This is a genomic window from Chromobacterium fluminis, from assembly GCF_011602385.1.
Lineage (GTDB): Bacteria > Pseudomonadota > Gammaproteobacteria > Burkholderiales > Chromobacteriaceae > Chromobacterium > Chromobacterium fluminis.
In genome coordinates, this window is record NZ_JAAOMA010000041.1 from 1 (window position 1) to 13827 (window position 13827).

The following is a 13827-nucleotide window of genomic DNA, read 5'->3' on the forward strand; positions in this document are numbered from 1 at the left end:
ATCGAGCTGGGCGAGATCGAAGCCGCGCTGCTGGACCAGCCCGGCGTCGCCCAGGCCGTGGTGCTGATCCGCGAGGACGCGCCCGGGCAGCGCCGGCTGGTCGCCTACGCGGTGCCCGCCGCCGGCGTCCAGGCCGACGTCGCGCGCTGGCGCGACGCGCTGGCCACCCGCCTGCCCGACTACATGGTGCCCGCCGCCTGGGTGGTGCTGGATGCGCTGCCGCTCACCCCCAACGGCAAGCTGGACCGTCGCGCCTTGCCGGCGCCGGAGCTGACGCTGGCCGAACACCGCGAGCCGATCACCGAGAAAGAAAAGCTGCTGGCCGAGGCCTTCGCCCAGACCCTGGGCCTGGAGCGCGTCGGCCTGGACGACAGCTTCTTCAACCTCGGCGGCGATTCGCTGCTGGCGCTGCGGCTGAAGGGCCTGGCGCTCAAAGCCGGCGTCTCCTTCGAGCTGGCCAGCCTGTTCGAGCACCACAGCGTGGCCTTGCTGGCCGCCCATGCCGAACAGGCGGCCGCCGCCGCCGCGCCGGCCGAACCCTTCTCCCTGCTGGACCCCGCCGACCGCCGGCGGCTACCGCCGGAAGCGGTGGACGCCTACCCGCTCAGCCAATTGCAGCAGGGCATGCTGTTCCACAGCGCCTTCCGCGACGGCTCGACGCTGTATCACAACATCGTCGGACTGGCGGTGTCCCAGCCTTACGACGCCGCCGCGCTGCGCCGCGCGCTGGACGCGCTGTGCCGGCGGCACGAGTTGCTGCGCACCCGCTTCGCGCTGGATGGCTATCTCGAACCCTTGCAACTGGTATTGGCGACGGCCGCCATTCCACTGGGAGAAGATGATCTCGGCCACTTGCCGCCCGCCGCCCAGCAAGACACCCTTGCCGCCTTCATCGCCGCCTGGTCGAAACAAGCTTTCGATCCCGGCGCCGCGCCGCTGCTGCACGCCCACGCCCACCGGCTGGACGAGCGGCGCTTCCATCTGACACTGCGCATCCACCACGCCATCCTCGACGGCTGGAGCGACTCGGTCTTCATCGTCGAACTGGCCCAGCTCTACCAGGCCGAATTGGCCGACCAGCCCTGCCGGCTGCCCGCGCTGTCCAGCCGCTACCGCGACTACATCGCGCTGGAGCGCCAGGCAATGGCCTCGCCGGCCAGCCGGGATTTCTGGCGGGAACAGCTGCGCGGTTACGAAGCCGCCCCCGCGCTGCTCGCGCGGGAGGAAAACACCGCCGTGGCGGCCGACGGCCCGCTGCAGATCCACGCCGACATCGCCATAGACGAGCCAGTTTCGACGGCGCTGACCGCGCTGGCGCGCCGCTTGAACGCGCCGCTGAAATCGGTGCTGCTGGCCGCCCACCTGGCGGCGTTGGCCATGCTGACCGGCAAGGGCGGCGCCTGCACCGCGCTGGTCACCAACGGCCGGCCGGAAATCGCGGACGCGGAGCATATGGTGGGCCTGTTCCTGAACTCGGTGCCGCTGCGCATGGACATCCAGCGCGAATCCTGGACCCGGCTGATAGGCCGCGTGATAGACGCGGAACGGGCGTTGCTGCCGCACCGGCGCTATCCGCTGGCCACCATGTTGCGCGACGCCGGCCTGCGCGACGCTGGCGAGGCCATCTTCAATTACACGCATTTCCAGGCGCTGGAAGCGCTGGCCGACTGGCGCCAGCAGGATAGTGCAATGGACAACAGCTTCGCGCTGCAGATCAATTTCCGCCCCGACGGCGCGCGCATCGCCGGCAGCCTGACCGCCCACCGCGACGCCCACGACGCCGACGCGTTGCGGCGCTACGCCCGCTGCTACGCCGCCGTGCTCGCGCAGCTGGCCGGAGATCCCGACGGCCCAGTACGCCGCCTGAACCTGCTGGACGAGGACGAGCGCCGCCTGCTGCTGGATGGCCGGGCCAGCGCCCGCGACATCGCACCGCTGCCGCTGTGCGAGCTGTTCGAGCGGCAAGTCCGCCGCGCGCCGGACGCGCCGGCGCTGGACTGCGACGGCGAAACCTTGAGCTACGCCGAGCTCAACCGCCGGGCCAACCGGCTGGGCCGGCGGCTGATCGCCGCGGGCGTCGGACCCGGCCGGCTGGTGGCGGTCGCGCTGCCCAAATCGGCGGCGCTGCTCGTCGCGCAATTGGCGGCGCTGAAAGCCGGCGCCGCCTATCTGCCGCTGGACCTCAACTACCCGGCAGAGCGGCTGGCGCTGATGCTGGACGACGCCCGCCCCGCCCTGGTGCTGAGCGACGCGGGCTCCGCCGCCCGCCTGCCGCAAACCGCCGGGCCGATGCTGGCGCCGGAGGCCGACGACGAGCTGTTCGCGGACGGCGACATCGCCCAGCAAGAAAGGCTGCGGCCGCTGACGGCGGACGATCTGGCCTACGTGATCTACACCTCCGGCTCCACCGGCCGGCCCAAAGGCGTCGCGGTCGGCCACGCCGGACTGGCCAGCCTGGCGCAGGACCTGAAAGAGCGCTGCGCGCTGGACGCGTCCGCGCGCGTGCTGCAGTTCTCCTCGCCGGGCTTCGACGCCTCGGTGCTGGAAATGCTGATGGCCTTCGCCGGCGGCGCCTGCCTGGTGCCCGCCAACGCCAGACAGCTGGACGCCGACAGCCTGGTGGGCACGTTGCGCGCCGCCCGCGTCAGCCACGCGCTGCTGCCGCCGGCGCTGCTGGCCATGCTGGAACCGGCGCCGGACCTGCTGCCCGGCGCGCTGCTGGTCGGCGCCGACGCCTGCCCCGCCGAGGTAGTGGCCAAATGGGCGCGCGGCCGCCGAATGATCAACGCCTACGGCCCCACCGAATCCACTATCTGCGCCACCTTGAGCGACCACCTGACCAACGGCGCGCCCCCCATAGGCCGGCCAGTGCTCAACAGCCAGGTCTATCTGCTGGACGAGGCCTTGCAAGTGGTGCCCGTCGGCGTCGCCGGCGAGCTGTACGTGGCCGGCGCCGGCCTGGCGCGCGGCTATCTTAACCGCCCCGCGCTCAGCGCCGAGCGCTTCGTCGCCAATCCCTACGGCCCGCCCGGCAGCCGCTTGTACCGCAGCGGCGACAAGGCGCGCCGCCTGGCCGACGGCCAGCTGGAATTCCTCGGCCGCCTCGATCAGCAGATCAAGCTTCGCGGCTATCGCATCGAGCCGGGCGAGATCGAGGCCGCGCTGCTCGCGCAAACCGGCGTGGCCCAGGCCGTGGTCTTGCCTGTCGACGACGACGGCCGCAAGCGCCTGGTCGCCTATGCCGTCCCGCGCGCCGGCGCCAGCCTGGACGGCGCGCGGCTGCGCGCCGAGCTGGCCGCCGGCCTGCCCGACTACATGGTGCCCGCCGCGGTGACGGTCTTGCCCGCGCTGCCTTTGAACGCCCACGGCAAGCTGGACCGCGGCGCGCTGCCGGCGCCGGTCTTCGCGGCCGCGCCGCAGCGCTTGCCGGCCACGCCGCTTGAACAGACGCTGGCGGAGCTGTTCGCGGAAACGCTGCGCTTGCCGGCCGTGGATCTGGACGCCGGCTTCTTCGAACTGGGCGGCGACTCCTTGCTGGCAATGCGGCTGGCCGCCCGCATCCGCGGCAAGCTGGGCGTCAGGCTGTCGATGGAACAGCTCTTCCTCGCCCCCAGCGTCGCCGAATTGGCGCGACGCCCGGCGTTTGGCCGCCCGGACGAATCCTCGTCGGCGGCCGGCGGCCGCTCGTTCTGGCTGACCGTCAGCCAGCAAGACGGCGCGCCGGTCTCGCTGCGCTGCGACGGGGAGCTGGAGCTGCCGGCCTTGCGCCAGGCCTTGCGCGAGCTGGGCCGCCGTCACGCCGCCCTGAACGCGCCGGCCGAAACAGGGGCAACGATCAACACCGCCAACGGCCAGGCCTTGCCCGCCGCGCTGCGCCAGGCCGCGGACAGCGGCGCCGGCGCGCCGATCGCGCCGCTGCTGCGGGAGCTGGCCCAGGCTTACGCCGCTCGCGCCGACGGCGGCGCCCCCGATTGGACGCCGCTGCCGCGGCCATACGCCGACTACGCGGACTACGCCGCATCGCGCGCAGAACTCAGCCAGGCGACGGCCCCGTCCGACACGCCGGCTTCGCGCCATTCCACCCCCTCTTCCACGACATTGGAGCAAGCATGAACACTCCCCATCCCGACGCGGCCGTCTACCTGAAAAGCGGCGTCAAACTGGAACCGCTGTTCCACCGCTGGTACGCCTGGAGTCATCTGGTGTCGCCGGTCCAGCAGGCGATCAATCTGGCCTTCCGCCAGATTCCGCTGCTGCGCTCCTTCATCGCCAACCCCAATGTGCACATCGCCGCCTCCAAGAACCCCCAGATGCTGGGCGGCCCCTTCCTGGAACTGCCGGCCAGCGATCTGCCCGCGGTGCGCCGCCTGCTGCAGGACACGCTGAAGGACGCGGCGCCGCTGCTCCGCTTCGCCGAAGATCTGCAAAAGCTCAACCGCCAGCTGCAGCAAACCGCCAGCGGCCACAGCCTGGACGCGGTCTACGCCGAGTTGCCGCCCACGCTGGCCGGCCTGGTCGAAGTCAGCTACGACCTCAACCATCACCCCGGCCTCCGCGTGCTGGACCCATTGCTGAGCTATCCGGACACCGCGGACGCGGACCGGCAGGCGCTGGCTTTCAGCACCGAACGCGACGAACAGCGCCATTTCTTTCTGAACACGCCCCGGCTGGACGGCGACGCCAGGCTGGTGCTCCCGCTGCCCTTCGCCGCGCCTCATCACGAAGCGCTCGCCGCCAGCCGGATACGCGCCGTCCCTTACGCGGAGCTGAAGCAGGCGCTGAAGGTGCCTGAGGAACAGGAAGCCCGCTTCCGCGGCTTCTTCGACACCGAAGCGCCGCAGCGCGACCAGCCCGAGTATCACGGCGGCGATGTCCGCATCCGTTACTTCGGCCACGCTTGCGTCTTGCTGCAAACGGCGTCCACCTCGGTCCTGATCGACCCCTTCGTCACCTGGGACCGGGACGGAGAACCGCAGCGGCTGACCTTCGACGATCTGCCCGACCATATCGACTACGTGTTCATCACCCATAACCATCAGGACCACTTCAGCCCGGAACTGCTGCTGCAATTGCGTGGCCGCATCGGCCGCCTCCTGGTGCCGCGCCACAACAGCCGCAGCCTGGCCGATCCGTCGATGAAGCTCACGCTGCGCGCGCTCGGCTTCCGCAACGTGTCCGAACTCGAGCCGATGGAAAGCGTGCGCTTCGACGACGGCGAAATCGTCAGCCTGCCGTTTTACGGCGAGCACGCCGACCTGGACATCGAAAGCAAGCATGGCATGTTCCTGCGGCTGAAAAACCGCCGCTTCCTGTTCCTGGCGGACTCGGACTGCAAGGACCGCGCCCTGTACCGCCGCATCGTGGAGCGCCTGGGCAAGGCGGACACGCTGTTCATCGGCATGGAGTGCGACGGCGCGCCGCTCAGCTGGCTGTACGGCCCGTACACCGGCAGCCCGCTCAGCCGGCGCGACGACGAATCCCGCACCTTGTCCGGCTCGGACTGCGAACACGCCTGGAGCATCGTCGAGGAGTTCGACTGTAAGAAGATCTACGTCTACGCGATGGGGCAAGAACCCTGGATGCGCTTCGTCACCGGCCTGGAGTATTCGGCCGACAGCAAGCAGATCGTCGAGTCGAACAAGTTTCTCGAGCGCTGCCGCGCCGCGGGCCTGAGCGCGGAACGGCTGTACGGCTGCAGCAGCTTCAGTTGCTGAGAGCCTGTTCAATCTCTGCCGCGCGCCGTAAAAGCTGCCAGGAAGCCGTCGCCGGCTTGGGGCTCGGGGCTGAATAAAGGCTTTCTCTTGTCGACAGATTGCCGACCCAAGGTATTCGCTTATGAAATTTTCACTCGATGCCGGCTACGGCTGGCTTGCGTCCTCGCATCAGGAACAGCTTTTCTACCTTGACCAGTTGGCGCCGGACACCGCCTCATGTTCCATTCCCATCGTGCTGCGGATAAGCGGCGCGCTGGACGCCGCGGCATTGGAGACGGCCCTGGCCGCGGTCGTGGCCAAACACGAGGCATTGCGCACGACAATGGCCTTCGACGGCGACGAGCTGCGTTGCTCGACGCGGCACGCCTGGCCCGGCCCCTTGCTCCAGCTGAAGCCCCTGGAAGCGGCGAGTGGAGACAGCGCCGGCCTGGCCGCTGCCGTCCGGGAAATCATCCGCCGCCCCTTCGATCTGGCAACGGGGCCTTTATTCCGCTTTGTTCTCTTTCAGCCGGCGGATGAAGACGCGCGTCTGGTCATGGCGTTCCATCAGGCTGTTTTTGACGCCTGGTCGGCCGGCATTCTGGCGACGGACCTGGAAACGGCTTATGCCGCGGCCTTGAACGGCGGCGACGTCGAGCTCGCGCCCAATGCGCTCGATTACGCGGACTTCGCCCATTGGCAGCACGAGCAATGGCGCGCCGGCGCGCCCCGGCCTTCGCTATTGAGCGCGGGCGGCCCGTTTCCGGCCAAGATATCGATGGACGGCGCGGAGTTGACGCTCAAGCTCCCCGCCACGCAGGAACAGCAGCTGCGCCGGCTTCAGCAAGAAACGGGAGACGCCTTGCTGGTCGTTTTCTCATCCTTGCTCGGTCTTTTCCTGGGCGCGGAAAGCGGCCGGGATGAAGTCCTCATCGGCGCGTCCGTTCCGGGACGACGCCACGCGGAAACCAATGACATCATCGGCCTGTTCGAAACCCCGCTCCCGCTGCGCTTGAGGCTGGACGCCAAGCCTAATCTGCGGGAAATGCTGGACCAGGTCCGCTCGCTGGCCGTGCAAGGACTCGAGAACCGGGACATGGCGCTTGAATCCTCCGCCGCCTTGGAGCCGCCAGGGTTTCAAGTCGCCGCGCGGGTGCAAAAACGCCCGCGCTGGCGTCTCTCCGGCCTGCGGCTGGCCGAGCAGGCGGCGCATGCCGGAGGCGCGAAGCACAATTTGAGCTTTGTCCTGGACGAACGCGACGACGGCCTCTGGCTGGCGCTCGAGTACGCCGGCGCCTTGTTCGAAGCCTCGGCCGCCCAGCGGCTCTTGAACGGGCTGGTCCGCTTCGCCGCGCATTGCCTGGCTGATCCTTCCCGCCGGCTGGACGCCTTGTCGGCGGCTGATGGGCAAGAACTCTCCAGCAGCGGGCAAGAGCGGGACACCGGCGCGTCCGCGGCATTGGCGCGGCCCCAGGCCGACGACCGGCTCGGCCTGCTGTCCAGCAATCAGCAAAGCCTGTATTTCTTCGAGAAACTGGCCCCGGACCGCGCCTTGTACAATGTCCCGCTGCATCTGGAGATGCGTGGCCAACTGGACCCCGCCCGCCTGGAGGCGGCGCTGGAGCAGTTGCTGAAGCGTCATGAAGCCCTGTGCACGCGCTTTGTGGAAACGCCGTCCGGCCTGCGTCAGGACATCGGCGCGCAGCCCTCCCGCGTGCTCGACACCGCGGATCTCAGCCAACAGCCGCAGGATAGCCGCGACGCCGGCTTCGCCAGCCTGGAACGGGATTTCAGCTCCACCGCCTTCGACCTCGCCGCCGGCCGGCTCTTCCGCTTTTGCCTAGTGCGCCGCGACCGCGAACACTGGGTATTGTTGATGGTGTTTCACCACATGGCGTTTGACGGCCATTCCGCGCAGATATGGCTGCGCGATCTGCGGACCCTGCTGCGAGGCGGCGCCTTGCCCGCCGTCGGGCCCGCGATGACGGTGAGGGAGGCCGCCGCCGAGGAGCGGGCCTGGCAGCGCAGCCGCGACTATCAAAAGGAATTGAGCCGCTGGCTAGACCGCCTGGCGGGAACCGCGACCCCGCTCAATCTCAGGCCGGACCGCCCGCGCCCGCTGAGACGCGACTACGCCGGGGCCTCCTTGGAGTGCGCCTTGCCCCAGGCGCTGCTGGGCGAGCACATCCAGCGCGCCGCCCAGCTTGGCGCCTCACCGTTCATGGCCGTCGCCGCCCTGCTCGCCGCCTATCTGTCCGCGCGCGGCCATCAGGCCGACGTCTGCATGGGCTTCCCCCATGGCGGACGCGGCGAAGGCGCGATTGAAGGAACCATAGGCAATTTCGTCAATTTGCTGGCCATGCCGGTGCGGATAGAGACAGCCGACACCCCGCGCAACATCATCGAAAAAATCCGCCAAACCGCCCAGGCGAGTTACGCCGGCTATCGGGTGCCGTTCTCCTCCCTTGTCGATCAGCTTGGCGTGGAGCGCGTTCCCGGCCAACACCCGGTCTTCCAGGTGGTGGTCACCGCCGATCAAGACTTCGACGGCTGGACGCAAGACGGCCTGTCCGTGACCTTGCTGCCGGGCAGCAACCCTATCGCCAAGTTCGACCTGGCCTTCGGCTTCAACCTCGCCCGCAGTTGCGTCCGCATAGAGTATGCGACCGATATGTTCGATCCAGCGTCGATTGAAACCATGGGCGCGGAACTATCGGCCTTGCTGTCCCAATGCGTGCGGGGCTTCGACGCGCCGCTGCGGCAAGCCGCCGGCGCGACGGCCGCCGGGGAAGTGCCGCGCGCCGCGCCCAAGCTGCTGAGAAAACCCAAGCCGGCCGGCGCCGGGAACGCCGGCTTGGCGGCGGACGCGACTTGACCCCATGTCAAGCGCCGACAACAGACCAACCGCCGGAGGGTGCAAAGCGCCCTTGCCGACAGGACATGAAAAACCGATGACTCATCCAATAGAACCAAGCGCCTGCCAAACGCTTGCCGAAGCCTTCTCCCGCTCGGTCCAGCGCTTTCCCGACCGCATCGCCGTGCAATGCGCGGCGGCTTCGCTCAGCTACCGGCAACTGGACCAACGGGCGGACGCCCTGGCCCGCCGCCTCCGCGCCATGGGCGTGGGCGCCGAAACCCTGGTGGGCTTGTCCGTGTGCAGATCGTCCAATCTGATCGTCGCCATGCTGGCCATCCTGAAAGCCGGCGGCGCCTACCTTCCGCTGGACCCGGAGTATCCGGCCGAGCGGCTGGACTATCTCATCGACGACGCCCGGCCCAAGCTCATCGTCGTGGATGAGGCATCGCGGAAAAGGCTGGCCGCCGCCGCGTCCGCCAAGGGCATCCCCCGGCTTGATCTGGACGCCTTTGCCCCATCGCGCGACGATCACACAGAGACGCCCGCAGACGGCGCGCCGAATCGCGACAAGCTGGCTTACGTCATCTATACCTCGGGCTCGACCGGAGGCCCGAAAGGCAGCCTGATCACCCACCGCAATGTGCTGCGGCTGTTTACCGAGTCCCAGCCCTATTACGACTTTGGGCCGGAGGACGTCTGGCCCTTGCTGCATTCCTACGCCTTCGATTTTTCGGTCTGGGAAATTTTCGGCGCGCTCTTGCATGGCGGAACCTTGCTGGTCCCGGACCTGGCCATCATTCGAGACCCCTCCGCGCTGCTGGCGTATTTGCGGCGGCATGGCGCCACGGTGCTCAATCAGACGCCGTCCTTCTTCTATCAGCTGGCCTTGTATTTGAGCGAACATCCGGAACAGCGCGAGGCCCTGGCGTCGCTGGCCTTCGTGGTGTTTGGCGGCGAGCGGCTGGACCTGACCCAGCTCAAACCCTGGTTCAAAACCATGGGCGACGAGGGCCCGGTGCTGGTCAATATGTACGGCATTACCGAAACCACCGTGCACGTCACCTTGCACGTGGTCGACGCCGACGAGGCGAAACACCGGAAGTCCGCCGGCATCGGCTCGGCCTTGCCGGACTTGTCGCTGTTCCTTCTCGACGAGGACTTGAAGCCGGTGGCGGCCGGCGATGTCGGCGAGCTGTATGTCGCCGGCCCAGGGCTGGCGCGCGGCTATCACGGTCGGCCCGGCCTCACCGCCGAGGCCTTCATTCCCTGCCCCTTCCCCGGCCACGAAGGCGCGCGAATGTACAAAACCCAGGACCTGGCGAAGATCGATCCGCACGGCGAGCTGGTTTACGAAGCGCGCAAGGGCGGCTACCTGAAGATCCGCGGTTTCCGGGTTTCGCTGGCGGAGATCGAATCCGCGCTCTGCGAGCTGGACGGCGTCGCCAACGCGGTGGTCCAGGCCTCGTCCGAGGACGGGCGCGATCTGCTGTCGGCCTATCTCCGCTTCGCGTCCGCGCCGCTGAGCTTGCGGGAACTCCGCCAGGCGCTGGCGGAAAAACTGCCCGGTTTCATGATGCCGCACCACTTTCATTGCATCGACAGCCTACCGCTGACCGCTCACGGCAAGATCGACCGTAGCCGGTTGCCGCAAATGGCGCGGGCCCTGAGCGACGAACGCCCGCCGGACGCGCCGGCCTCGGCCGATGAAGCCGACATGACGGCGATCTGGCGCCGGGTGCTCGGCGTGGAGCGTCTTGGTCCTCAAGATGACTTCTTCGCCTTGGGCGGGGACTCGATCCGCGCCGTGGAACTGATCATGGCGCTGAATCGCGCCGGCTGGGCCGCCACGGTGGAAGACGTGTTTCATTCGCCGAATGTCCGGGATCTGAACGACCGCAGCCTGCGGGGCGAAACCAGTGTGCCGCCGACGCCGGCGAAACGGGCAAACGCCGTGTCCGATATGCAGCGCGTCATGCTGGAGCAGTATCAGGCGGCCCCCGCAGGACTTGGCGTCTATCATGTGCAGCAGTGGTTTGACTGCGAAGACCGGACGCTCGACATCGCGCGGCTCATGGAAGCCTTCCGCTTGGAGTTCTCCCGGCATCCCGTCTTCCGCACCCTCTTCGTCCGCGACGGCGACGCGATTCTCCGCATCGACGCGGGGAGGGAACGGGTGCGTCTGGACGCCGTCGACATCCGACACGACGCCCCATCGCGGCGGCAGGCGCGGATTGCCGAGTACGCGCGCGCCGACCTGCATGCGCCATTCAAGCCGTTCGAAGCGGCTAGCGAAATGGCGCGGCTGCGTTTCTTCCAAACCACGGACAGCCGCTGCGTCGTTTTCCTGAGCATCCACCACGCGATAGACGACGGCTGGGGCCAGCAACGCTTTTTCGATGCGGTATTCCAGCGCTATCGGCGCCATGACGCCGTCGCGCCGATGGCCTGCGCGGATGTGTTTTCCGAATATGTCGCCCTCCAGCAGCAAATGACCATGGACCCGGCGGCGATTGAATACTGGCGGCGAGCGCCGTTTGCCGGAAAACAGACGGTTGAGCGAAGGAGAGCGCCTCCAATCGGGATGATGGAACACAAAAAACGCATCGCGCCCCGGCTGGTGGCCTGCGTCGGCCATTGCGCGCGCGCGCGGCGCATCCAAACGCGATCCTTGTATTTGGCCGCCGCCGGGCAGGCGATCGCGCACGCGACCCAGGACCCTCAGGTCTTGATCGGAATGGTGGTCAACGGCCGGGTGCCGGAACTGAGCGATCCTCTGGAGGCGGTGGGCCTGTTCTGGAATTTGCAGCCGCTGTCGTTTCAGACCCTGGAGTGCCCTCTGGAGACAGCTGACGCGATCCACCAGCGTGTGCTGCTGCAGGAAAAATACGCGCTCTACCCGCACAGCACGATTTTCGATGCGCGCAGCCCTGGCCGGGAGTTTTATTACACCTTCAACTTCACGAATTTCCGGGCGCGGGATTCGAAAGAAGCGGATTTGCGGGACTGGGACGGCGTGGATCGCTTCCACTACCCCGTCAATATCGCCGTCCATCTGGACGACGGCTCGGACATCGCCGAATTTCGGCTAAGCTGCGACCCCGCCTATTGCGGCGAGGCCGCGGCGGAAGTGCTGTTCCAGGCTTTCGAAGAAGCGCTGGGCGTCGCCGTCGGGGCGCTGGCCGACATAGGCGCATGACGCGACCGGGCATGCCGAACGCCGTCTCTCCCCATGGCGAGACGGCAAGCGGTCCACGCCGTGCCCTTGAAAGCGCGGTCAAGCGCGAGGCGGGGCAGCCGCCGGCGCTCCCCGGCCTCAGCACTATCGAAGCTGGCCGCCTCAAACACCTTGAAGCGCGGTCAGAAAGCGCGTCAGCGCCGGATTGACCGCGTCCCGGCGGCTGACGAAGGTCAGCGGCATCGGCAAGGACAGGTCCCGCAGCCGGAAGAAGCGCGCCTGAGCCGGCGGCCGGCCCAGATTGGCCGAGTTGACGATGGCGGCGCCGATGCCGGCGCAGACCAAGGACAGGATCGCCGTCTCGGTGCCCGCCTCCTGCGCCACCTTGAGATGCACGCCTTGTTGCTGGCACGCGCCGATCAAGCGATCGTAATAGCCGGGATACGCTTCTCGCGGCAGCGTGACGAAGGGCCGGTCCGCCAGGCTGCTCAGCGCAACGGGGAGGTGTTCGTCGTGGCCGGTGTCCCAGCAACGCGGCAGCGCCAACACCACGTCGTGCTCCAGCAAGGGGATGCCGGCGACGCCTTCCGGCAAGGGCTCGTATTGGTAGATGAAGCCGCCGTCCAGCGCGCCCTCCGCCAAGGCGCCCAATTGCTGCGGCGTGTTCAACACGCTCAGTTCCAGCGCCACCTCCGGCGCCTCCGCCTGGAAGCGGCTGAACGCCTGGGGCACCAGTCCGTCCCAGCCGGCGTTCTCCACGCAGCCCAGCCGCAGCCGGCCCAACAGCCCGGCGGCCACGCGCCGCGCGCCCTCGGCCGCGTCGTCCAGCGCGGCCATCGCTTTGCGCACCTCGCGCAGATAACTTGCGCCGGCGGCGGTCAGCTTGAGGCCGCGCGACGAACGTTCAAACAAGGGCAAGCCCAATTCTTGTTCCAGGTCCTGGATCTGCCGCGACACCGCCGGCTGAGTGATGTGCAGGCGCTCTGAGGCCAGGCGCACGCTTTGGTGCTCGGCCACGGCGACGAAGTAACGAAGATGACGCAATTCCATGCGGGGTCTTTCGGCTTGACTATGCCTTTAAGTTATCACGAATTAATAATTCGGCATTGGAAAGCATGGATAATTTCCGCGATAGTGACGGTCAAGCAGCCGGCGACGCCGACGCGCCCCCCCTAGCCGCAGAGACCCAAATGGACACCATCAGCCCCACTTATCAACTTGGCGACGCCAAGATCACCCGCGTGACGGACACCCTGCTGCACGGCCTGGCCCCGTCCTTCCTCTACCGCGATTGGGACGAGACGCTGCTGGCGCAAAAGCCGGGCTTGCGCGGCCTGCTGGACGCCGACGGCGCACGCCTCACCCTGAGCGTGCACAGCTGGGTGGTGGAATGGGCCGGCCAGGTTTTCCTGATCGACACCGGCATCGGCAATGACAAGGAGCGCGCGTTCAACCCGCTGTTCCACCGGCGGCAAACGCCCTTTCTGGAACGCCTGGCCCACGCGGGCATCCAGCCCGCGGACGTCGACCACGTGTTGCTGACCCATTTGCACGCGGACCATGTGGGCTGGAACACGCGGCTGATCAAGGGCCAATGGACGCCCACCTTTCCCAAGGCCCTCTATGCTTTGCCGCAGGGCGATCTGGATTTCTTCGCCACGCCGGAAGCGGACAGCCGGCGCATGGTGTTCGACGACAGCGTGGCGCCGGTGATCGCCTCCGGTCAGGCCCGCGTCATCGGCCGGGACGGCGGCGACTACCAGGACGGTTTCCGCTTCCACCCCACGCCCGGCCATTGCGCCGGACATATGTCCATTTCGCTGAGTTCCCGCGGCGAGACGGCGCTGTTCTGCGGCGATGTGATGCACACGCCGATGCAGGTCTACCGTCCGGAGTGGAATTCCGTCTTCTGCCGGGAGCAGGACGAGGCGCGGAAATCGAGGCGCTGGCTGCTGAACTTCGCCGCCGAGCGCCGCACCCTGGTGTTCAGCGCCCACTTCGCCGACAGCTCCGCCGGCCGGGTGACGCGCCGGGACGGCGGCTTCGGCTGGACCTTCCTCTGAGGCGCCGCTTAACGATCCGCCGCCTCCGTGGGGCGTCCC

6 protein-coding genes are annotated in these 13827 nt (G+C 67.9%); 5 read left to right on the plus strand and 1 reads right to left on the minus strand.

The features are described from left to right. The 4 genes from HA052_RS21335 to HA052_RS21350 form a co-directional block, all read left to right on the plus strand. Positions 1-4113: non-ribosomal peptide synthetase (locus tag HA052_RS21335; RefSeq protein WP_166453495.1), on the plus strand; the 4113-nt coding region annotated here is incomplete at its 5' end. After that, a complete protein-coding gene (locus HA052_RS21340; RefSeq protein ID WP_166453496.1) occupies positions 4110-5714 on the plus strand; it encodes an MBL fold metallo-hydrolase in 1605 nt (534 codons plus the stop codon). The genes HA052_RS21335 and HA052_RS21340, both read left to right, overlap by 4 nt. A gap of 121 nt (positions 5715-5835) precedes the next feature. Then, positions 5836-8568: a condensation domain-containing protein gene (locus HA052_RS21345; RefSeq protein WP_166453497.1), complete on the plus strand. Its 2733-nt coding sequence runs from the start codon at positions 5836-5838 to the stop codon at positions 8566-8568. A gap of 76 nt (positions 8569-8644) precedes the next feature. Next, positions 8645-11746, plus strand: a complete 3102-nt coding sequence (locus HA052_RS21350; RefSeq protein ID WP_166453498.1) for a non-ribosomal peptide synthetase — start codon at positions 8645-8647, stop codon at positions 11744-11746. Between the two features lie 141 nt (positions 11747-11887). Here the strand turns inward: HA052_RS21350 and HA052_RS21355 are convergent, their stop codons facing one another. Beyond that, positions 11888-12775, minus strand: a complete 888-nt coding sequence (locus tag HA052_RS21355; RefSeq protein ID WP_166453499.1) for a LysR family transcriptional regulator — start codon at positions 12773-12775, stop codon at positions 11888-11890. A gap of 140 nt (positions 12776-12915) precedes the next feature. Here HA052_RS21355 and HA052_RS21360 point away from each other — a divergent pair, with 140 nt between their 5' ends. After that, positions 12916-13788: an MBL fold metallo-hydrolase gene (locus HA052_RS21360; protein ID WP_166453500.1), complete on the plus strand. Its 873-nt coding sequence runs from the start codon at positions 12916-12918 to the stop codon at positions 13786-13788. Positions 13789-13827 lie beyond the last annotated feature (39 nt).

Excerpts from the sequence above, each read along its gene's own strand:
- HA052_RS21340 (WP_166453496.1), top strand. The coding sequence starts at position 4,110 with ATGAACACTCCCCATCCCGACGCGGCCGTCTACCTGAAAAGCGGCGTC.
- HA052_RS21345 (WP_166453497.1), top strand. The coding sequence starts at position 5,836 with ATGAAATTTTCACTCGATGCCGGCTACGGCTGGCTTGCGTCCTCGCAT.
- HA052_RS21350 (WP_166453498.1), top strand. The coding sequence starts at position 8,645 with ATGACTCATCCAATAGAACCAAGCGCCTGCCAAACGCTTGCCGAAGCC.
- HA052_RS21355 (WP_166453499.1), bottom strand. The coding sequence starts at position 12,775 with ATGGAATTGCGTCATCTTCGTTACTTCGTCGCCGTGGCCGAGCACCAA.
- HA052_RS21360 (WP_166453500.1), top strand. The coding sequence starts at position 12,916 with ATGGACACCATCAGCCCCACTTATCAACTTGGCGACGCCAAGATCACC.